This window comes from Yoonia sp. (assembly GCF_042093035.1).
Lineage (GTDB): Bacteria > Pseudomonadota > Alphaproteobacteria > Rhodobacterales > Rhodobacteraceae > Yoonia.
This window is the reverse complement of sequence record NZ_JBELFI010000005.1, coordinates 12013-33361: the sequence shown is the minus strand read 5'-3', so window position 1 is coordinate 33361 and position 21349 is coordinate 12013. Positions and strand designations below refer to the sequence as shown.

The following is a 21349-nucleotide window of genomic DNA, read 5'->3' as shown; positions in this document are numbered from 1 at the left end:
ACTAGCGGCGCAGCGGCTCCTGTAAAGTTTTCGATTGGTTTTGCGTATCACGCCAGACGGTAAACAACCCGGACCCCAAGATAAATGTCATGCCCAGATAGTCCAAGCCACCCGGGAATTCGTTAAAGACCAGCATCCCCAAGACGACCGACATCGGCAACGCAAGATATTCAAACGGCGCGATAAAGGATGCTTCCGCCACGCGGTATGCTTGGCTTATCAAAAAGCCACCCAACCCAATGCCGACACCAATAATCAGAAACACAGGATAATCAGCAACAACCGGCCAGCTCCATTCCCTCAGCAAGAATGCAAGCGACGGGTCTGACTGATCTCCAAACTGCCCGTTGCCCAATGCGAGCCCCATCGCGAGGCTGACAACAATGAACATAATTTGGATGTAGAAGGCCATTGTCTCCGCACTCTCCGTGCCGCCAATCCGGCGCGTGATGATGTGAATGGTGGCATAGCAAAACGCCGCCGCAAGCGGCAAAAGTGAGGCCAGCTGAAAAGCCTCTGTTCCTGGTTGCATCATCACAAGCACGCCAATGAAACCAACTGCAATTGCAATCCAGCGCCGCGGACCTACTGATTCACCCAAAAACAACGTAGAAAAGATCGTGATAATCAAAGGACTGATGAAGAAGATAGCAACGGCATCAGCGAGCGGCATCGCGGCAAGACCCAAGAAGAAGGTCATATTGGCCAAAACCACAAAAAGCCCCCGCAAAATGTGCATCGGCAGTCGCTGTGTCCGGGCAATAGACCAGCCGGATGTGAGCGGCGCTATGAGCGCGACGATAATCAACAAGCCAATCACTGAGCGGATCAGCACGACTTGATACAGGGCGTAATCCCCGCTCAGAAACTTGATTGCCACATCATTGATTGAAAAGAAAACGACCGAGATCGCAATGCAGAGGACGCCAAGCTTTGTCGGTGAAAGATGCATCATGCCCGCGTCTCCGCACGGATCACCCGCTCCAATGCGTCCAGAAAACGGGCGCGGTCGGCTTTGCCAAATGGCTTGCCTCCGCCTTGGCGAAAGGGGTCAGCCGCGCGCATGTCCGCCATCAGGTCGCGCGTCGCCAGAACATTACCGATATTGGCCTGCGTCAGCGCCTCACCGTTATGTTTCAAAACGCTTGCGCCGTTTTCAATGCAGCGGGCCGCCAGCGGTATGTCACCGGTAATCACCACATCGCCTTTGGTTGCACGCTCCGCGATCCAGATGTCGGCAATGTCAGGGCCGTCTGGCACGACAACTGTTTCCACCAAAGGGTTCTGTGACGGGCGAATGCCACCGTTCGACACCACAAAGATCTGCACCTTATGCCGCGTGCCCACGCGTTCGACCTCAGCCTTGACCGGACATGCATCGGCATCGACGTAAATCATGCGTAGAGCGCCTCCGCATGGAAGGCCATGTGGTCTTCCATGAATGTCGCAATGAAGAAGTAGGAGTGGTCATAGCCCTTTTGCAACCTGATCTGGCCTTCCTGACGTTTTTCCGCCATGGCGCGGGCCAGATGCTCTGTGCCCAGCAGATCACCGAACTGATCGTCGGTACCGGTGTCAATCAGGACCGGTCCGTCGAAACCGTGGCCCTGCATCAGCACGGTTGCATCATGCGGACCCCAGTTTTCCTCTGCACCCCAATAGGCCGCAAACTGCTTGCGACCCCAATCGCTCTTGGTTGGGTGGCAAATTGGCGCAAAAGCAGATACCGACCGGAAACGCCCCGGCAAGGCCATCGCCAATGTCAGCGCGCCATGCCCGCCCATCGAATGACCGGCAATCGACTGACGCGTCATGTCCAGCGGGAAGTTTTCTGCCAGAAGCGCGGGAAGTTCTTCGGCAACATAGGTCCACATCTTGAAATGTTTGTTCCATGGGGCCTCTGTCGCATCAATATAGAACCCCGCACCCTGCCCCAGATCATATGCCTCATCATTTGGCACATCATCGCCACGCGGCGAGGTATCAGGATAAACCAGCGCAATGCCTTGTTCAGCGGCCCAGGCCTGTGCGCCCGCTTTCACCATTGCATTTTCATGGGTGCAGGTCAGGCCAGACAGAAACCACAACACCGGCACGGGACCATCGGACGCTTCGGCGGGCAGAAACAGACCAAATGTCATGTCACACGCACAAGCAGAGGAGCGATGCGCATAGACGCCCTGCGTGCCACCAAAACAGCGGTTCTCAGAGATGGTTTTCACGCGCGCGCCCCTTCTTTTCGTCATTGCTACCGGAGGTTTAGAAGTTTGTCACCCATGCAATCACCAATGAGACCGTTACAATGCTCGCCGCTGTCGAAATTAGGATCGAGGCAGACACCCGCGTCGGTGCAACCCCGTAGTGCTGTGCGAGGATGTAGACGTTGCCCGCCACCGGCAAGGCGGCTGCGGCAATCATGACACCGGCAGCATATGGATCGATATCGAAGAAGTAGAGTGCAGCTATAGCGACAGCCGTTGGATGCAGCACAAGTTTGCAGGTCGACAGCCATGCGGCGACCGCAGGGCGTTCCGCCGACTTGCTGGCCAGCGAAGCGCCAATCGCAAACAGCGCGCCGGGCGTGGCGGCGGCACCCAAGAGCGTCAGAAAGTCGTTGATTGGCAAAGGAACCGCCAGATTAAGCGACGACACGATCAATCCCAGTGTGATGGACACAATCATCGGGTTCTTGAGCAGGCCAACGGCAACCGTCCACAGGACTTTCGGCGACATGCGCCCGTCGCGTGACCCTGTGATGAGGATGACAATCAAGCTGCCAAACACGATCAAATCAACGGCCAATACCATCATAACCGGGCCAACCGCCCCTTCCCCCAACAACAGTACGAGCATCGGGATACCCAGGAAGCCGACATTGCCGATCACGGCGCATTGTGCCTCCACCGCGGCTTCGGTCAAAGGCACGCGGCGGCGCAAGGCCACCACGGTTGCAAAAGCATAGATGACGGTAGAGGCGCTCAGATAGGCCAGCACGAATTGCCAATCGAGGATCGCCTCAAGCGATAGGTTCGCGGAAAAGCGGAACAGCATCGCCGAGAGCGCAAAGTAGAAGACGAATTTCGTCAGATAGGCCGTCGCCTCAGGCGAGAAAAAGCCGGTACGCCCGGATCCGTAGCCCAGTGCGATCAGCATGAAGAAGGGCAGCGTTTGAAGGAAAATGTCCCACATGCCGTCTAGTCGAACGTCCCTGAGGCGCGCGCCAGAAGCATGAATGCGCGCGCGGTGCGAGTCTTGGCCAAGGCCAGCAGGTCGGTGTCTGTGGCTTGATCCTCAAAGCTGACAAGCATTTCATCAAAACGGCGCAGGAAATGATGCACGGCATCGCGGAAAATCGTGTCTTCGCGCGAACGGTTTGCGATCAGGTTCAGCGCCGCCTGATCGCGGACCGCGCCGAGACGGTCCATGGACTTCCCGCGCTCACCTGCGGCGAAACTGCGCCAGAGGCTGGCATCCGCAGGCGCGGAATTCAGGTCATCCATATAGATCCCGTCCTGCGACAGAAGCGTCAGAACATCTTGGCTCGCCTGCACCAACCGACGGGCGGTTCGGTCCCGCAATGCGCGCCGCAGTGCATCAAAACCGGCAGTGTCACGCTCATCATCGGGGAAATTCAGTGCTTTGATGTAGTCGGCACGCTCCAGCGTTGGCGGGACCTCTTCCACCCCGGTTTCCAGCGCCAGTGATGGCTGGTCAGCGGCGGCTTGCGGTCCGGAAAGAGGCACAATCAATCGCGACACCTCACGGCGCGACGAAAACCCGGATATCGGCGCGCCGGCTGGCTTTTCTTCAATCGCGATCTCGCGGGTCTCTACTGTGGATTGTTGCGCGGTGGGTGCAGGATATTCAGGTGAAGCCTGCTGGGCGCTTTGAATTTGCCGCACCCCGTCGATGGCATTTTGAATGCTGTACAGTTCAGCACGGATGATCCGCGTGAAACGCGCCACCCACACCGCCAGAAGGATCATGCCAACAGGCGCGAACGTAGCGATGACCATCAGAGTCCACCGCAATCGATCATCAACCACACTGCTCATTTGCGAAGTGTCCAGCATCGCAAAAAAGATGCCAATGACAACAAACCAGGCCACCGCAATCGCGATGGCCACCGCCTCACCGGTTGTCAGTCTCTCAGACGCCAATACCGGATCAGAAGAAGTTTCTTGCGCCATAATGGCCGGGCTTTCTACTTAAAATTGATCGATAGAATTTTGTAACTGCGTACACCGCCGGGCGTGCGGACTTCAACACTGTCACCTTCATCTTTGCCAATCAAAGCACGTGACAGTGGGGATTTCATATTCAGCTTACCACCTTCAATATCAGCCTCATATTCACCGACAATCTGATAGGTCTTTTCCTCATCGGTATCTTCATCCACGACCGCAACCGTCGCGCCAAATTTGATTGTGCCGGACAGCTTGGACACATCGATGACATCCGCGAGCGAGATCACACCTTCAAGTTCCTTCACGCGCCCTTCGATAAAGGACTGCTTTTCCTTGGCGGAGTGATACTCGGCATTCTCTGAAAGGTCGCCATGCTCACGGGCTTCGGCGATGGCACGAATGATCGCCGGGCGCTCCACGCTCTTGAGATGTTTGAGTTCAGCATCAAGCTTGTTAAAGCCCGCGCGTGTCAGTGGTATCTTGTCCATCGTGATCCCCTCCCGGGGCTAAAAAAGTTGTTCAAACGGTCATAGTCTATTGGGCCTGCGCAGTGTCAAGGCATTGACGCGTGTAACTGTCGCGTCAGACGCATTTGACGTCGTGTCTTGATTGCCCCTGCTTTGACCTTGAGGTAACCGTTGCCGAAGTTAAATAAAAGGGCAAGCGCCCAAGAGTTTAGAGGAAAATCAGATGGCCGAGATTGAACGCGAAGCGATGGAATATGACGTGGTGATCGTCGGTGCCGGTCCTGCTGGTCTTTCTGCAGCGATCCGGCTGAAGCAACTTGATGCTGACCTGAACATCGTCGTTCTGGAAAAAGGCTCTGAGGTTGGCGCGCACATCCTTTCCGGTGCTGTGCTGGATCCTGTTGGCCTCAACAAACTGATACCGGATTGGAAAGAAAAAGGCGCGCCGCTGAACGTCCCCGTCAAAGAGGATAATTTTTATGTGTTGGGCGAGGCAGGCCATCTGCGCATTCCAAATATGCTGATGCCACCATTGATGAATAATCACGGCAATTACATCGTCTCAATGGGCAATGTCTGTCGCTGGATGGCCGAACAGGCCGAAGAGATGGGGGTAGAGATCTTCCCCGGCATGGCCTGTTCCGAAGTGGTTTATGGCGAAAACGGCGAAGTCAAAGGCGTTGTCGCGGGCGAGTTTGGCAAGAATGCTGATGGCACGCCAGGCCCGTCCTATGAGCCGGGCATGGAGTTGCACGGCAAATACGTCTTCCTGGGTGAAGGCGTGCGCGGGTCCCTTTCAAAGCAAGTGATTGCGAAATACGATCTGGCCGCGAAATCCGACGTGCAGAAATACGGCCTCGGCATGAAGGAAATCTGGGAAATCGACCCAGAGAAACACTCCGAAGGTACCGTCACCCACACGATGGGCTGGCCGCTGGAAGGCAACGCCGGTGGTGGGTCATTCATCTATCACCTTGAAAACAATCAGGTCTATGTCGGTTTCGTCGTCCACCTGAACTACAAAAACCCGCATCTTTTCCCCTATATGGAATTCCAGCGTTTCAAGCATTACCCACAAGTGGCGGAGTTGCTGAAAGGTGGCAAGCGGGTCGCATACGGTGCGCGCGCCATTTCTGAAGGCGGGTATCAGTCGATGCCGCAGCTTGCGTTCCCCGGCGGCGCGCTGCTGGGTTGTGCCGCAGGCATGGTCAACGTGCCGCGCATCAAGGGCAACCATAACGCGATGCTGTCCGGCATGGCCGCAGCAGAGGCCGCGATTGAGGCAATCAAAGCCGGTCGCGGCGGCGATCTGCTGGATGGTTACGATGAAGCCGTCCGTAAAGGCGCGATTGGCAAAGACTTAAAGAAGGTGCGCAACGTCAAGCCGCTGTGGTCCAAATATGGGCTGCTCGCCTCGCTTGGTATTGGCGGCATGGATATGTGGGCGAACACAATCGGGATCGGCTTTCTTGGCACATTGCGCCACGGCAAATCCGACGCCGACGCGACCGAGGCCGCCAGCAAGCACAAGGAAATCGCCTACCCTAAGCCCGATGGCACGCTGTCATTCGACCGACTGACCAACGTATCGTTCAGCTTCACCAATCACGAAGAAAGCCAGCCAGCACATCTGCAACTGACCGATCCATCGGTGCCGGTGGGGATCAACCTGCCGACATACGCAGGGCCATCGGCGCGCTATTGCCCAGCAGGTGTCTATGAATTTGTGGGCGAAGGTGATGACACGAAGTTCCAGATCAACTTCCAGAACTGCGTCCACTGCAAGACCTGCGACATCAAGGACCCAAGCCAGAACATCACATGGACGGTACCGCAAGGCGGCGATGGGCCGAATTACCCGAATATGTAAACGATCAAGGGGCCCCGCATGGGGCTCTATTCCTTGTGGCGCAGTCTACCGCAGCACATAGCCTTCTGGCCAAGTCAGCGTGTAATCTATTACAATCTCTTGCGCCTCTCCCGCTGAAACATCCAGATCCCATTCCAGAATACCGCGTCTCCCTTCCGGGTTGAGACGCGCAAACCGTGGATTGGCCGTGAATTCAACTTCAAGGTCTTCCTGTTCAGTATAACCGAAGGTCTCACGCAGCAGCACCGGCCAATCCTGCCCTGTGCGGTTGTCAATGGTCATGACAACCTGCTCTTTCAATTGGTTCGATGAGACAAAGACGCCCGCGTCACCTTCCGATTTCTGCGGCATGGTCCAGGACAATTGCAGCCCATCCAGCGGCCCAAACCCCATCTGTTGGTCCGCACCTGCGGCCAGCAGTGGCATCCAATCAAAACCAATCATTGTGCCGTCAGCAAAGAGCAACGCCTGACCAGGCAAGAGCACCTCATCCGTTGAATTGGTAAATTCTGCGACGCGGTAGGCAATATCATCTTGGCGCGGCACGGCCTCTGCCCAAAATTCTGCTTCAAGGTTCAACCTGTCCAGCGGCAGACGGAGGTCATCGACGCCATTTCGAATATCAACGCGACCGGGATAGACATACGTCACTGATGCACCACTAAAATCGGCTTTCGCCGTGACCGCAATGGGCGCTTCCATTGCTTCTTCCACAACCATTTCGCCAGAACGCATCTGCGCGAAGGGCTGGGCTGTATCAGCCAAAAATCCGACGCCGTTTTCCAGGTCTTCCTTCGCAACAATCCGGGCCGGCTGCGGAAAGACTGCGCTGGGGCCTGTCTGCTCTCCCGGTTGTGCGGTCGACAGGATCAACTGCACGTCATTCCAGTCCTGCCCGGTTTGCTGGCTGACCACGACGGCGCGGTCGATGTCCATCGCGGGCGCGTCACCCGTGGTCAGGCGCATGTCATAAACCGGCGACCAATTCGCGAAGCCTTCCAGACTGGTGATATCGACTGTGACCACCCCCGCCTCTGCCGCAGTCAGCGTGAAGGTCAGCACAGCACCCGCCTGTTCCGGCGCCATCAACGCAGCGAGCGACTGGCGTGCATCGTTGAGCGCGTCGATATCGTCCTGCCGTGCGCGTTCGGCCGCTTGCGCCTCCTGCTCGGCGGCAAAGGCTTGCTGGCGCAGTGCCAATGTCTCTGACCCGACCATTTGCGCCAAAGCCTGGATGTCTGTGATCGACGCGCCTTCGGCGGCACCCGCTTTGGAAAGGCTTTGCAGGAAGACGACTTGCTCCTCTGCGGCTCGGACCTGCAACCGCATCGCCTGGACTTCCGCGGCGCTGTCACGCAGAACGTCTTCAATGCGCGCGACCTCAGCTTTGGCCGCGACGATTTCAGGGCTGTCAAGATCTGGTGTGACTGGCAGACGATCATCGGCAAGGTTTACGGCCCCAATTTGCGACCCGGCAGGCGCGGCCACCCGGAGGCCTTGCGCCGACAATCCCTGCGGCAGATCCGGTACGATAATCTCATGCTGACCGGCGGGCAGGTCCATTGTGATGAGGCGTGAGACCGACGCGACACCGGGGTAGATCGTCACGGTATCAACGCGCGGGTTCGCGGTGAACGTGTCGGCAAAACCGGGGGCAGCCAAAACGATCAGGCTGGTGGTGAGAAATGGACGGAACATCGGGGGCCTCCTGCGCAACAGATAAGATGACTATACCACTATGACGGATCGCAGAGCATGTTCCTTGGGTGCGATGTGAGAATTTGATGCGCAAACGGGAAAGGGCGCCAATGAGGACTCCCTTTGAAAATTCTTGATCGTCGTCAGATCAGCCCTTCTTAAAACACTCACGACCAAGCAACTCCGCGATTTGCACGGCGTTCAATGCCGCACCTTTGCGCAGGTTGTCGGACACGCACCACAGGTTCAGCCCGTTATCAATCGTGCTGTCCTGACGGATGCGGCTGATGAAAGTCGCGAAATCGCCAACGCATTCGATGGGGGTGACATAGCCGCCGTCTTCGCGCTTATCGATCACCATCACACCGGGGGCTTCACGCAGGATATCGCGTGCTTCATCTTCATCGAGGAAATCTTCGAATTCGATGTTGATCGCTTCGGAGTGACCCACAAAGACAGGCACACGCACACAAGTGGCCGTGACTTTGATCTTTGGATCAACGATCTTCTTGGTCTCAGCGACCATCTTCCATTCTTCTTTGGTCTCACCGCTATCGAGGAACTTGTCGATATGCGGGATCACGTTGAAGGCGATCTGCTTGGTGAACTGCTTTGGGGGCTTGTCGTCGGTGGGGTTGTACATCGACTTCGTCTGGTCCCACAGCTCATCAATGCCGCCCTTACCAGCGCCGGACACGGATTGATAAGTACTGACGACAACACGCTTGATCGTCGCGCGGTCATGCAGTGGCTTGAGCGCCACAACCATCTGCGCGGTTGAGCAGTTGGGGTTCGCGATGATGTTCTTCTTGGAATAGCCGTGCACATCCTGCGGATTCACCTCTGGCACGATCAGCGGCACATCTGCGTCATAACGGTAAAGCGATGAATTATCGATGACGACACATCCCGCAGCCGCCGCTTTGGGCGCATAGATCTTGGTCGCGTCAGAGCCGACAGCAAACAGCGCCATATCCCATCCGGTAAAATCAAAGGTATCAAGGTCCTTCGTTTTCAGGGTTTTATCGCCAAAGCTGACTTCTGTGCCCAACGATTTGCGGCTGGCAAGTACGGTGATCTCGTCAATCGGGAAGGCCCGCTCTTCGAGGATGTTCAGCATTTCGCGGCCCACATTGCCTGTGGCGCCGACGACGACGATTCGATAGCCCATTTGGCTGGCTCCTTGTTACAGATGCGCCCCTTTACCGCGTGCTCAGGTGAAGGGAAAGGGGGCCAGCGCCGATCGCAGCGCGGTCTGGCAAAATGTAAATCAAACTAGACACTATTGGTTGTCAGCGTAGAGTGCGGATATGACGCTTTCCGCCGCCGGCACACCTGACTTCCGCGACCCTGCCCCGCGCGGGCTTTGTACCGACTGCGGCGTGTCGCGCATGAAAGACCCATCTGTGTGCGGGAAGGCCTGCCAATTCATCAAACCGGACTATCCGGCGCTCGAAAAACAGGTGCATGGGCGCTGGGCATCAGATGAAGGCGATGAACGTTTTTTCGGCGTTTCACCCAAAATGTACCGCGCAGCGCTGACGCCTGCACGGACAGGCGCGCAATGGACGGGGCTGACGACGCGGTTGGCGGAGCAGCTTTTGGAAAGCGGCGCTGTTGATGCGGTATTGACCATGGTGCCGGACAGCCAAGACAAGTGGCGACCGCGCCCCGCGATCATCACCGATCCTGCCGATCTGGTGCATGCACGCGGGATGCGGATGGGTTATGCGCCGCTTCTGGCACTGCTCGAACCGGCTAACGACGCAGGCCACAAGCGCATCGCCGTGATTGGCATCCCGTGCCAGGTTTATGCACTGCGCGCGCTGGAAGCTTCTTTGGGTTTTGAGCGAATTTATGTGATTGGCACCCCTTGTTCGGATAACACCACAACCGAGAATTTCCACGGGTTTCTGGCGCTGCTGACGGATGCCCCTGAAACCGTCACCTATCTGGAATTTCGGGCGGATTACCATGTCGAATTGCGCTTCGCAGACGGCAGCCAGCGTGTGATCCCGTTTCTCAAACTGCCGTTGTCCGATCTTCCTGATGATTTCTTTCCCGTGACCTGCCGCACCTGCGTTGACTACACCAACAGACTGGCCGACATCACCGTCGGCTACATGGCAGGCGAAGGTGATCAATGGCTGATCGTACGCAATGCGCGTGGCCAAGAAATGTTGGATGGATTGGCGGGGGAGGTCACGCTGGCGACACCGGGATCACGCGGAAAACGGGCGGGGTCGGTCAGAGGTTTCGTTGCCAACACCAAGCTGGCGGCGGGCGGATTGCCCTTGCGCCGGATGCCGGAATGGTTGCGCGGGATCATGGCGTGGCTGATGCCCAGAATAGGGCCGCGCGGATTGGAATTCGCGCGCGCGCGGGTTGAGATGAAAGCGGCAGAGACAATTTTGCACCTGCGCAGGGAGGAACCCGCAAAGATGAAGAATATGGTGCCTGCGCATGTCTGGAACCTTGCCAAGCCTTATGATCTGCAGCCACTGGACGGTGAACAAAAGGACTAAACCGGCATCGCCGTCGTCTGCCTGACGGTGCGCAGCGCGAAGGACGATTGCATTTGTGCCACGCCGGGCAAAGTCGCCAGATATCGGCGGTGGATGCGCGCAAAGTCTTCTGTATCGCCAGCAACCACCTTCAAAAGATAATCCGCTGATCCAGCCATCAGATGGCATTCCAAGACATCCGGCACGCGCGCGACGGCCTTCTCAAATGCATCAAGCACCTCATCCGCCTGCCCGCTGAGGGTGATTTCGACAAACACTGTCGTGGGCCTTCCGACTTTCCGGGGGTCGAGCAAGGCAACGTAATCGCGAATAAAACCCTCTTTCTCAAGCCGTTGGACACGCCTGTGACAGGCCGAAGCCGAAAGATGCGCCAAATCAGACAGCTCAGCATTGGACATGCGGCCTTTCTTCTGGAGAAACGCTAGGATTCGACGATCGATACTGTCTAATTCCATTTCTTGCATAATCCTTCGAATTATTGGCTCCAATGCGCAATGTTCTACCACTGTTATCGCAAACAGACAGTGTAAATCTCCAGCACATTTCAAAACATGCGCGCGATGCTTGCGCAAATGCAAGGGAGGAACCGAAACATGCATATTGGGTGCCCAAAAGAGATCAAGCCACAAGAATTCCGCGTTGGTCTGACGCCGAATGCCGCGCGCGAAGCCGCAGGACATGGCCATCACGTCACGGTGGAGGCCGGGGCCGGGGCCGGCGCTGGCTTCACCGATGCCGATTATGTTGCGGCTGGTGCTGCGATTGTTGAAACCGCGGCTGAGGTCTTCGCGTCCGCCGATATGATCGTAAAGGTGAAAGAACCGCAGCCGGTAGAGCGTAAGATGCTGCGTGAAGGTCAGATTTTGTTCACCTATCTGCACCTCGCCCCTGACCCTGAACAAACCAAAGACCTGATGGCCTCCGGTGCGACTTGCATTGCCTATGAAACGGTCACTGACGAACGTGGCGGTCTGCCACTTCTGGCACCGATGTCTGAAGTGGCTGGGCGTCTCGCGCCACAAGTTGGCGCTTGGACAATGCAAAAGGCCAATGGCGGACGCGGCGTGCTGATGGGTGGCGTGCCGGGTGTAGGCCCCGCGCGTGTGCTGGTGATCGGGGGCGGCGTTGTCGGCACCCATGCCGCGAAAATCGCGGCGGGAATGGGGGCGGATGTGACGGTTCTGGATCGATCATTGCCGCGCCTGCGCTATCTCGATGATGTCTTTGGCGGGCAATTCAAGAACGGCTACGCCAGCGCCGGCAACACGATAGAGCTGGCGCGCGCAGCCGATCTGATTATCGGCGCCGTCTTGATCCCCGGTGCTGCTGCGCCCAAACTGATCTCCAAGGCGCAATTGTCAGATCTCAAACCCGGCGCAGCGCTTGTTGATGTGGCCATCGACCAAGGCGGTTGCTTCGAGACCTCCAAGGCGACAACGCATCAGGATCCGATCTATGACGTGGACGGGATCATGCACTACTGCGTCGCAAATATGCCGGGCGCTGTGGCACGGACATCCACGATTGCGCTTGGCAATGCGACGATGCCTTTCATGTTGGCGTTGGCCGATAAAGGGTGGCGGAAAGCCTGCGAAGACGATCCGCATCTCTTGAATGGTCTCAATGTCCACGCAGGGATGTTGACCTATTATGCGGTCGGCAAAGCTCTCGGGATCGACGTGATGTCGCCAACGCTGGCGTTGAAGTCTTAGGAGATAGGCTGGTCTGCCCTCGTTGGCAGACCAGCCCTAGTTTCTCTGGCCTTAGGCTTGCTTTGCCAATGCGTCGCGGATTTCCAGCAGTACTTCCAACTCAGTTGGTCCCTTCGGCGCTTCCGGAGCTGCTTCTTCTTCCTTGGCTGCCGCATCCTTAATCTTGTTGACGTTGCGCACCAACATGAACACGACAAAGGCAATGATCAGGAAGTTGAGGATTGCCATGATGAAAGCACCGTAGGCAAAGATCGACCCGCCAGTTTCGCGCGCGGCCTCAAGCGAAGCGCCCTCTGGCACGTCACCAGCAAGAACCGCGTAGTTGTTCGTGAAATCGACACCACCGGACACAAGGCCGATGATCGGGTTAATCAAATCACCCACCAATGATGTCACAATCGCGGTGAAAGCCGCGCCGATGATGATACCAACGGCCATATCCATGACGTTGCCTTTGGCAATGAAGGTTTTGAATTCGTTTAACATGATAGTCCCCATATTTCTTGACTGGCGCGCGGGTCTGACGCCCGCTGCGCAACTGCGCCCAGTGCTACCGCTTTTTTCTCACAGTGGCACGGGTTTTATTCTGCCGAATTCCCCCCAAGGTAAATTTGTGAAACAATCCCAAAAGGATATACCCCATGGCGGATCTCTCCGCATTTCCGATCACTTCACGTTGGCCTGCCCAAGACCCATCTGTGATCCGGCTCTATTCGTTCCCAACACCCAATGGTGTCAAAGCCTCCATCGCACTCGAAGAGATGGGGCTGGCTTGTGAGCCGCACCTTGTCACTCTCAGCGATGACGATGTGAAACGCGATGCATTCCTGTCGCTGAACCCCAACAACAAGACCCGCGCCCCCGCGAACGCTGCCACGATGAGGCGATCCGTTTTCTTGCTGTGTTGGACAAAGAACTGGATGGCAAGAACTGGATCACCGGTGACTATTCGATCGCTGACATTGCAATAGCCCCCTGGCTCAACGCGCCGGAGCTCTGCGGAACCAAGAATGTGGTCGGCTGTCACGACCTCAAAAACGTACCTGCCTACGTTGAGCGGTTCTTCGCCCGTCCTGCGGTTGTCAAAGCCAAGCACATCCCCGATCCGTCCCAACGCGCGGCATAGTCTGCCTTAGGGCAGTGTGCCATTAAGCACGTAGTTCAGAATTTCAACAACCTGTTGCGGCGTTTCCACAACGGCTAGTGCGGCAGCGTCCACCTCCTTGAGGGGGTGCTGATGCTCTGGGCCGTGCATCACGATCAATGATTTACCAAGCGCGGCGGCATAACCCGCATCAAAGGCCGCGTTCCATTGCTTGTATTTCTCACCAAATCGCACAACGACGATATCAGCATTGACGATACCATGTCGGGTGCGAATGGCATTGAGGTTCGCACCCTTGTTGTCGTGCCAGAACTTGTTTTCCTCTGCCCCCATGATGGCGACACCGCAATCATCTGAAGCATCATGGTGCGTAACAGGGCTGTCAAATGTCACGTTCAAACCTGTGGCTCCGGTCGTGATCTGATCGCGCCAATCTGTGTGAATTTCACCTGAGAGGTATATTTTCAGTGTCATGGTGCGTGCTCCTTCAAATCAATTCTCGCTTAAAGTACACCTTATTGTCCTCGCGGCCAGTCTCGTCCCAACCGGTTTTGCGATAGAAGGCCTGTGTGCCGGTCATCTCGATGTGCGTCGCAAGGTCGATCTGCGCATATCCAGCAGCTTTTGCCGCATCCATCGCAGCACAGATCAGCGCCTTGCCAATCCCATGCCCACCCGCATCCGGATGCACAGCCAAATTAACGATATGCGCGGTTTTGTCCAAGGCAAGAACAATGCCGCCCTTCACCGTGCCGTCGAATTCAGCCACCCATACCGTTCGATTGCGAATATCATCCGCGACCCCTTCGGCAACGGGAGGCAGGCCCAAATCCATAAACGGCGCATAGGCAGCCTTGATACACTTGGTCAGCGCTATGGCATCATCAAGCTGGGCGCGGCGCAATATCATCCCCGTAGCACGCCACCCGTTGCTTTGGTGACTTTCTCGACGATTTTGCCGCTGACAGCTTCGATGTCGGCCTCTTTCAAGGTGGCGTCCTTAGGCTGCAATCGTACCGTGACCGCGAGTGATTTCTTGCCCTCGCCCAGCGATCCACCGATGAACTCATCAAACACACGGACCTCGGCGATAAGCGCCTTGTCTGCACCAGCAGCAGCATTCACCAAAGCCAGCGCCTCGACCTGTGCATCCACGACAAAAGCGAAGTCACGCTCAACCGCCTGCAAATCTGTGGCCGCCAAAGCGGGGCGCGTTGCTGTCCTGTTTTTGGGCAACGGCACTTCGTCCGGCCAGATCGTGAAGGCGACGGCAGGGCCCTTGATATCCATTTCGCGCAGGACTTTGGGGTGTAATTCACCAAAGATGCCGACCACCTTCTTTGGACCCAGACAGATTTTGCCATGCCGTCCCGGATGCCACCAGTCAGATGCACCGCGCATGATTTGCATCTTCGCGGGCGCACCAATTGCGGCTAACACAGCCTCTGCATCGGCCTTTGCGTCATAAAGATCAACGGGGCGTGAGGTACCATGCACATCTTTTGGTCCGGTTCGCCCGATCAGGACACCTGTCACCAGATTATGCTGTTCTCCGGGTTCGCCGCCGTGAAAACCGGCACCCACCTCAAACAGGCCCATGTCCATGAAACCGCGTGCCTGATTGCGGGCCGCTGCACGCAAGAGACCACCCAAAAGGTTCGGTCGCATATGCGACATTTCCGAACTGATCGGGTTTTCCAGCATGGTGGCATCATCACCACCACCAAAGAGCTTTGCAGCCTGCGCATCAATGAAGCTATAGGTCACGCATTCGTTGTATCCAAGCGCCGCAGCCGTGCGGCGCGCCGCCTGTTGGCGCGATTGGCTTGGCGTCAGAATGGGGCGCGGAACACCGGCGTTGATCCGTGGCAATGGCTTGCCTTCCAGCTTAGTCAGGGACGCAATCCGCGCGACCTCTTCCACCAGATCGGCCTCGCCCTGCACATCAGGGCGCCATGACGGGACGTGGGCCATGTTGCCTTCCATGCGGAAACCAAGGGCCGTCAGCGTCGTGCGCTGCGTCGCCTCCGGAATGTCCATACCCACGAGCGAGATCACGCGCTTTGCATCCAGCTTATAGGCACGCGCCGTATCAGGCACCTCACCCGCCTGGATCACCTCAGAGACCTCACCCCCCGCGTAATCCACGATCATACGCACGGCATGTTCCAAGCCTTCCGGCGTGAAAGCTGGGTCAATGCCACGCTCAAAACGATACCGCGCGTCGGAATTAATCTTGAGTGCGCGACCGGTGTAGGCAATTTGCACCGGATCCCAGTAGGCGCTTTCGACGAAGACATTGACGGTTTCTTCGGTGCAGCCGGTCTCGGCCCCGCCCATGACACCGGCGATGCTTTCGGGGCCATTGTCATCCGAAATGACCATCTGACCCGCTTGCAGCGTGTAGTCCTTGTCATCGAGCGCCACGATGGTTTCACCACCAGCGGCGCGATGCACACGCAGGTTGCCGGTGACCTTGTCGGCATCAAAGACGTGCAGCGGGCGGTTCAGGTCATAAGTGAACCAATTGGTGACATCGACCAGAAAACTGATCGGGCGCAGGCCAATGGCGCGCAGTTTGTCTTGCAGCCAAGCAGGGCTTGGTCCGTTCTTGACGCCTTTGATCAGACGACCACAAAAGACCGGGCAGCCATCCAGCGTATCAGCATCAATCGACACACTTAGTTCAGATTTGAAAGACGCTGGCACAGGTTCAACCGCAATAGGTTTCAACGTGCCAACACCACGCGCAGCCAAGTCACGGGCCACCCCGCGCACGCCCAGCGCATCGGGGCGGTTTGGCGTGATCGCAATCTCGATGACCGGATCGACCTTTTCAGGGGCGTTTTCACCCAGCCAATCGGTAAAGCGCTGGCCAACCTCGCCCGAGGGCAATTCGATGATGCCGTCATGTTCTTCGGACAGCTCCATTTCGCGCTCGGAACACATCATGCCATAGCTTTCGACGCCGCGGATTTTGCCGACGCCGATGGTCGTATCAATGCCGGGCACGTAAGTGCCAGGGCTGGCGATCACAACGGTGATGCCAGCACGCGCGTTGGGTGCGCCGCAAATGATCTGGGTCGGGCCATCTGCGGTTTCGACCTGACAGATTTTCAGCTTGTCGGCATCGGGATGCTTTTCTGCGGTTAAAACCTTTCCGATTTTGAAATCCGCTAAACGCTCCGCCGGGTTTTCAATGCCCTCAACCTCAAGTCCAAGGTCGGTCAGCCCATAGGCAATATCAGCGACAGAGGCGTCGGTCTCAAGGTGGTGTTTCAGCCAAGAAAGCGTGAATTTCATCGGTCCGTCCTGCGGTTCAAATCTGTTGCATGGGGATTAGCGGATAAAGCGATGGGGGGAAAGAGGGGCGGTCATTTGCGCTAATGTGCCAACGCCCATTTTGAGACCGCCCAAGCCGGGATCAGGACGTCAAAAACCAAAAGAAGTCATAGATTTTCAGAGTTCACGCCCCGCCAGATCCTCGACCAGTTCGAAATGCTCAAACACCAGCATCATCTCGGGGTCGAACCCGCCATTGCGTTTGAAATAGGCTTTGTGATCCTTGCGCCAGCCTAAAAGCGTGTCGTTCTCACCCTCGGCCAGCGCCATGTCTTCGGTCACGTCGCAATAGCGGACATGTTCGACCTTGGTGGTCCGGATTACCAATGCAGGGGTGTCATCCCAATTGGCCGCGATATCGCAGCGGCCCACGACTGGCATTGCCTCTGGTTCGCCGTCAAAGTCGGACAGCGCGGCGCAAGTGGCAGTTTTCTTGCCCTGGCGAACAAGCGCGATCAGGTGCTGACACAGCTGGGAATTGTCACCGAACTTGAAAGTGCCCGCGCCGGGGTATGTGTCTTGGAGGTCTTCAATGTCGTCGGTCATAGATTGTCTTTCTCAACAAAGGGCGGCGTTCGGACCTCGGGGTGGGTGCGAAGCGCCCTCCCCATGGGGGAGGTCCGGGCGCTGCCCGGCGATGCCGGGCGGGACTTATCTTTAGCGCGACAACCCACCATGCAGCGTCGGCTGCTGCAGCGCGTTAAACCCATAATGCCGCAACCACCGCAGATCACTGTCAAAGAACGCGCGCAAATCAGGGATGCCGTACTTCAGCATCGCAATCCGGTCGATGCCCATGCCAAACGCAAAGCCCTGCCATTCCGCCGGATCAATCCCGCCTGCTTGCAGCACCTTGGGATGCACCATGCCAGATCCCAAAATCTCTAACCAGTCATCGCCTTCACCGACCTTCAGCGTGCCGCCTTCCCATGAACAGCGGATGTCCACCTCGGCGGAGGGTTCCGTAAACGGGAAGTGCGACGCGCGGAAGCGGATGTCGACGTGGTCGACTTCAAAGTATGACTTCACGAACTCTTCCAGCACCCATTTCAGGTTCGCCATGGAGATGTCTTTGTCGATCGCCAGACCTTCTACTTGGTGAAACATCGGCGTATGGGTCTGGTCATAATCCGCGCGATATACACGGCCGGGGCAGATGATGCGGGTCGGCGCGCCGGTTTTCTCCATTGAGCGAATTTGCACGGGGCTGGTATGCGTGCGCAAGACATGCGGCGGACGGTCGTCACCTTCGGCACGGTGGGTATAGAACGTATCCATCTCGGCGCGCGCGGGGTGGTGACCGGGAATATTGAGCGCGTCGAAGTTATACCAATCGCTTTCGATCTGCGGGCCCTCGGCCACGGCAAAGCCCATATCGGCAAAGATCGCGGTGACTTCTTCGGTCACTTGGCTAATTGGATGCACCGTCCCTTGGGCGCGGTCGCGGGCGGGCAATGTCACGTCCAGCCACTCACCGCGCAAACGCGCATCAAGGGCGGCATCGGCAAGGGCGGCTTTCTTGGCGGATAGGGCGCTGTTGATCTCATCCTTCAGCGCATTCAGCGCGGGGCCAGCGACCTGACGCTCTTCCGGGGTCATTTTGCCCAGTTCACGCATTTTCAGGCTGATCTCACCCTTTTTGCCGACGGCTTGCACGCGCAGATCTTCGATCGCGGCTTCATCCGCGGCATCGCCAATCAGGCCTAGGTATTTTTGTTTCAGATCATCCATGGTGAGGGCGTCCTCTTTTTCGTTCTCGTCCTGCTACCCGTTGCGTTTGTGCCATGCAAGTGATGGGTACAAAAGCGCGGGTCATTGCGGATACAAAAAAGGCCGCACGTGTTGTCACGCGCGGCCTGAAAGCTGTTGTGGATGACCGACTTAAGCGGGCAGTGCATCCTTGGCTTGGCCAACGATTGTCGCAAATGCGTCTGGCTCGTTTACCGCCAGATCAGCAAGCACTTTGCGGTCAATCTCGATACCGGCCAGCGTCAGGCCGTTGATGAACTTGGAGTAGTTCAGGTTCTCATCGACAGAACGCACACCGGCGTTGATCCGCTGGATCCACAAAGCGCGGAAGTTGCGCTTGCGGTTATGGCGGTCACGGGTTGCATATTGGTTGGCTTTGTCGACAGCCTGCTTGGCGACCTTGAAGGTCTTGGAGCGGCGATCATAATATCCTTTGGCAGCGTCGAGTACTTTTTTGTGACGACGGTGCGTGACGGTTCCACCTTTAACGCGCATATCTCAAATCCCTCTAATTAACGTGCGTAAGGCATCATCGGTTTGATGATACCCTCGTCAGCTTTGCTCAATGTGGTTGTGCCACGAGCGTTACGGAGGAATTTGTTCGAGCGCTTAATCATGCCGTGACGCTTGCCGGCCTGGCCTGCAAGCACACGACCACTGGCCGTCACTTTGAACCGCTTTTTGCAGCTCGATTTTGTCTTCATCTTCGGCATTTCCGTCTCCTCTTTTGGGTCGGTCGAACGCGCGACTCGGCATGCCATATAGGCCGGACGCGCGGGTTGAAGCGGCGATATAGGCCGCATTCCCTTTATGTGCAAGGGATTAAAGCGAAATCCAAAAAATCTGAACCAGATTTTTGATTTCAAGACAAGACGAACGGTTGCGCTTGTCTTGGCGCCGACAAAATCTGCTTGGCAGATTTTACGGACGCCGCTCTAGTTAAAGTAGCGGCCCAAGACGTCGACTACGGTTTCGTCGATTGTGGCGATCGAATAGGTATCGGGATTTTCCTGCAACGCGTAAGCGATTGCAACGAAGGCAAGAACGAGCATCATGATTGCCTGCCGCGGCCAGCGCCTGTCGACATATGCGCTCATCCCCGATGGCACCGCAAAAGCGACCAATGCCACACCAGTGACGAAAATCAGATCAAGATCCAACGCGTTCTACCTTTGTTTGGTCTTCGCGATCAGCTTAATCCGCATCTGCGGTATAGATCAAACGTTCTTCGCATGGTGCCACCCGTAGAATGTTCGTAGAGCCGGGTGTGTTGAAGGGCACGCCAGCGGTAACAACGACCATATCCTTCTCTTCCGCCAGCCCTTGGCTGCGCGCAGCACGGACCGCCGCAACCACCGCATCCTTAAAGCGGTCAACATGCCCGGTCACGACACAATTCGTCCCCCAAGACAGGCACAAGCGCCGTGCAGTTGAGATATGGTTGGTCAACGCAATGATCGGCACGCGCGGACGTTCGCGCGAAACCAGCAAAGCCGTTGTCCCCGATTGCGAGAAGCAGCAAATCGCTTTGACATCCGTCGTTTCCGCGATCTCGCGGGCGGCAGAGACGATGCCGTCAGCAACCGTCTTGCCATCAGCTTTGCGCGATGCCTCAATGATATCGGTATAGGTCGGATCGGATTCGACTTCTCCCGCGACGTTGTTCATGGTTGTGACGGCTTCGATCGGATAGGAACCGGCGGCAGATTCAGCCGACAACATGATCGCGTCAGCACCTTCGTAGATGGCTGTCGCGACGTCCGACACCTCTGCACGGGTTGGCATCGGGCTATCAATCATCGATTCCAACATCTGGGTGGCGACGATTACAGGCTTGGCCGCCGCGCGACATTTCCGCACCAGCTGCTTTTGAATTGGCGGAACGTTCTGGACGGGCAATTCAACCCCCAGATCGCCACGGGCTACCATCACGCCATCTGACACTGCCAGAATATCATCAAATACTCTTACAGCATTGGGCTTCTCAATCTTGGACAGGATCGCCGCGCGGCCCTTTGCCAATGCGCGGGCTTCTTCAACGTCGGCGGGGCGCTGGACGAAAGACAGCGCCAACCAATCAACACCCAATTCGCAAACAAATTCGAGATCCTTGCGATCCTTGTCAGACAGCGCCGCCAAAGGCAGGATTACGTCCGGAACATTCACACCCTTGCGGTTTGAAATCGTGCCGCCGACGACCACCTCACAGTTGGCAAATGTCGCACCACAGTCTTTCACACGCAGTTTGATCTTGCCGTCATTGACCAGCAGATGCGCACCTGGCTCAAGTGCGTCGAAAATCTCTTTGTGCGGCAGCTTCACCCGTGTGGCATCGCCTTCTGCTTCATCCAGATCAAGTCGGAAGTCGGCACCTGGCACCAGCTCTTCCTCGCCATTGGCAAAGACGCCGACGCGCAGTTTTGGACCCTGCAAGTCGGCCAGAATCGCGATCGGGCTATCAAGGTCCTTTTCGATCTGACGGATGATCTCGTGGCGGACTTTTATCTCAGCGTGATCGCCATGAGACATATTCAGACGAAAGACATCTGCACCTGCCTCATGCAAGGCGCGGATCATCTCATAGTCGTTGGATGCGGGGCCAAGCGTGGCGACGATTTTCACATTGCGATGGCGTTTCATGTCTTTTCCTTCATGCGGCATAGCCGTTAGCGGTAACGGCGCGGGTTGAGGCCT

Annotated in this window: 22 protein-coding genes and 1 pseudogene; 4 read left to right on the top strand and 19 right to left on the bottom strand. The window is 56.8% G+C overall.

What is annotated here, in order from left to right; genetic code table 11:
* Position 1: 1 nt before the first annotated feature.
* Genes ACFDSS_RS01685 through greA form a run of 6 tightly spaced genes read right to left on the bottom strand, consistent with a single transcriptional unit; the run spans position 2 to position 4675 of the window.
* Positions 2 to 955 (bottom strand): DMT family transporter, encoded by a 954-nt coding sequence (locus ACFDSS_RS01685; protein WP_375254019.1) that lies wholly within the window; start codon positions 953 to 955, stop codon positions 2 to 4.
* Positions 952 to 1398 carry a YaiI/YqxD family protein gene (locus tag ACFDSS_RS01680; RefSeq protein WP_375254018.1) on the bottom strand — a complete coding sequence of 149 codons (447 nt, stop codon included), beginning with the start codon at positions 1396 to 1398 and terminating at the stop codon, positions 952 to 954. Before ACFDSS_RS01680 ends, ACFDSS_RS01685 begins: the two co-directional genes overlap by 4 nt.
* A complete protein-coding gene (gene fghA, locus ACFDSS_RS01675) occupies positions 1395 to 2222 on the bottom strand; it encodes an S-formylglutathione hydrolase (RefSeq protein ID WP_375254017.1) in 828 nt (275 codons plus the stop codon). Before fghA ends, ACFDSS_RS01680 begins: the two co-directional genes overlap by 4 nt.
* 37 nt (positions 2223 to 2259) lie before the next feature.
* A complete protein-coding gene (locus ACFDSS_RS01670) occupies positions 2260 to 3189 on the bottom strand; it encodes an AEC family transporter (RefSeq protein WP_375254016.1) in 930 nt (309 codons plus the stop codon).
* A gap of 5 nt (positions 3190 to 3194) precedes the next feature.
* A complete protein-coding gene (locus tag ACFDSS_RS01665; RefSeq protein ID WP_375254015.1) occupies positions 3195 to 4190 on the bottom strand; it encodes a hypothetical protein in 996 nt (331 codons plus the stop codon).
* Between the two features lie 14 nt (positions 4191 to 4204).
* A complete protein-coding gene (gene greA / locus ACFDSS_RS01660; RefSeq protein WP_375254014.1) occupies positions 4205 to 4675 on the bottom strand; it encodes a transcription elongation factor GreA in 471 nt (156 codons plus the stop codon).
* A gap of 202 nt (positions 4676 to 4877) precedes the next feature.
* On the opposite strand from greA, the gene ACFDSS_RS01655 reads away from it, so the two are divergent.
* Positions 4878 to 6524, top strand: coding sequence for a 4Fe-4S dicluster domain-containing protein (locus ACFDSS_RS01655; protein WP_375254013.1), 1647 nt, complete (start codon positions 4878 to 4880; stop codon positions 6522 to 6524).
* A gap of 45 nt (positions 6525 to 6569) precedes the next feature.
* Here the strand turns inward: ACFDSS_RS01655 and ACFDSS_RS01650 are convergent, their stop codons facing one another.
* Complete coding sequence (locus ACFDSS_RS01650; RefSeq protein WP_375254012.1) at positions 6570 to 8222, bottom strand: DUF4139 domain-containing protein; 1653 nt, start codon at positions 8220 to 8222, stop codon at positions 6570 to 6572.
* Positions 8223 to 8370: 148 nt separating this feature from the next.
* Complete coding sequence (locus ACFDSS_RS01645) at positions 8371 to 9393, bottom strand: aspartate-semialdehyde dehydrogenase (RefSeq protein ID WP_375254011.1); 1023 nt, start codon at positions 9391 to 9393, stop codon at positions 8371 to 8373.
* Between the two features lie 139 nt (positions 9394 to 9532).
* On the opposite strand from ACFDSS_RS01645, the gene ACFDSS_RS01640 reads away from it, so the two are divergent.
* Entirely contained in the window at positions 9533 to 10747 is a 1215-nt protein-coding gene (locus tag ACFDSS_RS01640) for a Coenzyme F420 hydrogenase/dehydrogenase, beta subunit C-terminal domain (protein ID WP_375254010.1), read from the top strand.
* On the opposite strand, the gene ACFDSS_RS01635 is transcribed toward ACFDSS_RS01640, so the two are convergent.
* Positions 10744 to 11202, bottom strand: a complete 459-nt coding sequence (locus tag ACFDSS_RS01635) for an Lrp/AsnC family transcriptional regulator (protein WP_375254009.1) — start codon at positions 11200 to 11202, stop codon at positions 10744 to 10746. The genes ACFDSS_RS01640 and ACFDSS_RS01635 overlap by 4 nt on opposite strands.
* 138 nt (positions 11203 to 11340) lie before the next feature.
* Between ACFDSS_RS01635 and ald the strand changes: the two genes are divergently transcribed.
* A complete protein-coding gene (gene ald, locus ACFDSS_RS01630) occupies positions 11341 to 12459 on the top strand; it encodes an alanine dehydrogenase (protein ID WP_375254008.1) in 1119 nt (372 codons plus the stop codon).
* A gap of 51 nt (positions 12460 to 12510) precedes the next feature.
* Here the strand turns inward: ald and mscL are convergent, their stop codons facing one another.
* Positions 12511 to 12945 carry a large conductance mechanosensitive channel protein MscL gene (mscL, locus tag ACFDSS_RS01625; protein ID WP_375254007.1) on the bottom strand — a complete coding sequence of 145 codons (435 nt, stop codon included), beginning with the start codon at positions 12943 to 12945 and terminating at the stop codon, positions 12511 to 12513.
* A gap of 155 nt (positions 12946 to 13100) precedes the next feature.
* Here mscL and ACFDSS_RS01620 point away from each other — a divergent pair.
* Positions 13101 to 13585, top strand: a pseudogene (locus ACFDSS_RS01620) (glutathione S-transferase family protein).
* A 6-nt stretch (positions 13586 to 13591) separates the two neighbouring features.
* On the opposite strand, the gene ACFDSS_RS01615 reads toward ACFDSS_RS01620, so the two are convergent.
* The 9 genes from ACFDSS_RS01615 to pyk all read right to left on the bottom strand — a co-directional run bounded on the left by ACFDSS_RS01615 (position 13592) and on the right by pyk (position 21295).
* Complete coding sequence (locus ACFDSS_RS01615) at positions 13592 to 14038, bottom strand: YtoQ family protein (protein ID WP_375254006.1); 447 nt, start codon at positions 14036 to 14038, stop codon at positions 13592 to 13594.
* A 13-nt stretch (positions 14039 to 14051) separates the two neighbouring features.
* Positions 14052 to 14474 (bottom strand): GNAT family N-acetyltransferase, encoded by a 423-nt coding sequence (locus ACFDSS_RS01610; protein WP_375254005.1) that lies wholly within the window; start codon positions 14472 to 14474, stop codon positions 14052 to 14054.
* Positions 14471 to 16867: a phenylalanine--tRNA ligase subunit beta gene (gene pheT, locus ACFDSS_RS01605; RefSeq protein ID WP_375254004.1), complete on the bottom strand. Its 2397-nt coding sequence runs from the start codon at positions 16865 to 16867 to the stop codon at positions 14471 to 14473. Before pheT ends, ACFDSS_RS01610 begins: the two co-directional genes overlap by 4 nt.
* 156 nt (positions 16868 to 17023) lie before the next feature.
* Positions 17024 to 17452: an ASCH domain-containing protein gene (locus ACFDSS_RS01600; protein ID WP_375254003.1), complete on the bottom strand. Its 429-nt coding sequence runs from the start codon at positions 17450 to 17452 to the stop codon at positions 17024 to 17026.
* Between the two features lie 111 nt (positions 17453 to 17563).
* Positions 17564 to 18637, bottom strand: coding sequence for a phenylalanine--tRNA ligase subunit alpha (gene pheS / locus ACFDSS_RS01595; RefSeq protein WP_375254002.1), 1074 nt, complete (start codon positions 18635 to 18637; stop codon positions 17564 to 17566).
* Positions 18638 to 18787: 150 nt separating this feature from the next.
* Positions 18788 to 19150, bottom strand: coding sequence for a 50S ribosomal protein L20 (gene rplT / locus ACFDSS_RS01590; protein WP_375254001.1), 363 nt, complete (start codon positions 19148 to 19150; stop codon positions 18788 to 18790).
* Positions 19151 to 19167: 17 nt separating this feature from the next.
* Positions 19168 to 19368: a 50S ribosomal protein L35 gene (gene rpmI / locus ACFDSS_RS01585; protein WP_375254000.1), complete on the bottom strand. Its 201-nt coding sequence runs from the start codon at positions 19366 to 19368 to the stop codon at positions 19168 to 19170.
* A 222-nt stretch (positions 19369 to 19590) separates the two neighbouring features.
* Entirely contained in the window at positions 19591 to 19815 is a 225-nt protein-coding gene (locus ACFDSS_RS01580; RefSeq protein ID WP_375253999.1) for a hypothetical protein, read from the bottom strand.
* Positions 19816 to 19849: 34 nt separating this feature from the next.
* Positions 19850 to 21295: a pyruvate kinase gene (pyk, locus tag ACFDSS_RS01575; protein WP_375253998.1), complete on the bottom strand. Its 1446-nt coding sequence runs from the start codon at positions 21293 to 21295 to the stop codon at positions 19850 to 19852.
* Positions 21296 to 21349: the final 54 nt, after the last annotated feature.

Excerpts from the sequence above, each read along its gene's own strand:
- ACFDSS_RS01655 (WP_375254013.1), top strand. The coding sequence starts at position 4,878 with ATGGCCGAGATTGAACGCGAAGCGATGGAATATGACGTGGTGATCGTC.
- ACFDSS_RS01615 (WP_375254006.1), bottom strand. The coding sequence starts at position 14,038 with ATGACACTGAAAATATACCTCTCAGGTGAAATTCACACAGATTGGCGC.
- ACFDSS_RS01640 (WP_375254010.1), top strand. The coding sequence starts at position 9,533 with ATGACGCTTTCCGCCGCCGGCACACCTGACTTCCGCGACCCTGCCCCG.
- ACFDSS_RS01650 (WP_375254012.1), bottom strand. The coding sequence starts at position 8,222 with ATGTTCCGTCCATTTCTCACCACCAGCCTGATCGTTTTGGCTGCCCCC.
- pheS (WP_375254002.1), bottom strand. The coding sequence starts at position 18,637 with ATGGATGATCTGAAACAAAAATACCTAGGCCTGATTGGCGATGCCGCG.
- rpmI (WP_375254000.1), bottom strand. The coding sequence starts at position 19,368 with ATGCCGAAGATGAAGACAAAATCGAGCTGCAAAAAGCGGTTCAAAGTG.
- mscL (WP_375254007.1), bottom strand. The coding sequence starts at position 12,945 with ATGTTAAACGAATTCAAAACCTTCATTGCCAAAGGCAACGTCATGGAT.
- ACFDSS_RS01680 (WP_375254018.1), bottom strand. The coding sequence starts at position 1,398 with ATGATTTACGTCGATGCCGATGCATGTCCGGTCAAGGCTGAGGTCGAA.
- ald (WP_375254008.1), top strand. The coding sequence starts at position 11,341 with ATGCATATTGGGTGCCCAAAAGAGATCAAGCCACAAGAATTCCGCGTT.
- greA (WP_375254014.1), bottom strand. The coding sequence starts at position 4,675 with ATGGACAAGATACCACTGACACGCGCGGGCTTTAACAAGCTTGATGCT.
- ACFDSS_RS01685 (WP_375254019.1), bottom strand. The coding sequence starts at position 955 with ATGATGCATCTTTCACCGACAAAGCTTGGCGTCCTCTGCATTGCGATC.
- ACFDSS_RS01635 (WP_375254009.1), bottom strand. The coding sequence starts at position 11,202 with ATGGAATTAGACAGTATCGATCGTCGAATCCTAGCGTTTCTCCAGAAG.
- ACFDSS_RS01600 (WP_375254003.1), bottom strand. The coding sequence starts at position 17,452 with ATGACCGACGACATTGAAGACCTCCAAGACACATACCCCGGCGCGGGC.
- ACFDSS_RS01610 (WP_375254005.1), bottom strand. The coding sequence starts at position 14,474 with ATGATATTGCGCCGCGCCCAGCTTGATGATGCCATAGCGCTGACCAAG.
- ACFDSS_RS01665 (WP_375254015.1), bottom strand. The coding sequence starts at position 4,190 with ATGGCGCAAGAAACTTCTTCTGATCCGGTATTGGCGTCTGAGAGACTG.
- ACFDSS_RS01670 (WP_375254016.1), bottom strand. The coding sequence starts at position 3,189 with ATGTGGGACATTTTCCTTCAAACGCTGCCCTTCTTCATGCTGATCGCA.
- pyk (WP_375253998.1), bottom strand. The coding sequence starts at position 21,295 with ATGAAACGCCATCGCAATGTGAAAATCGTCGCCACGCTTGGCCCCGCA.
- ACFDSS_RS01645 (WP_375254011.1), bottom strand. The coding sequence starts at position 9,393 with ATGGGCTATCGAATCGTCGTCGTCGGCGCCACAGGCAATGTGGGCCGC.
- pheT (WP_375254004.1), bottom strand. The coding sequence starts at position 16,867 with ATGAAATTCACGCTTTCTTGGCTGAAACACCACCTTGAGACCGACGCC.
- rplT (WP_375254001.1), bottom strand. The coding sequence starts at position 19,150 with ATGCGCGTTAAAGGTGGAACCGTCACGCACCGTCGTCACAAAAAAGTA.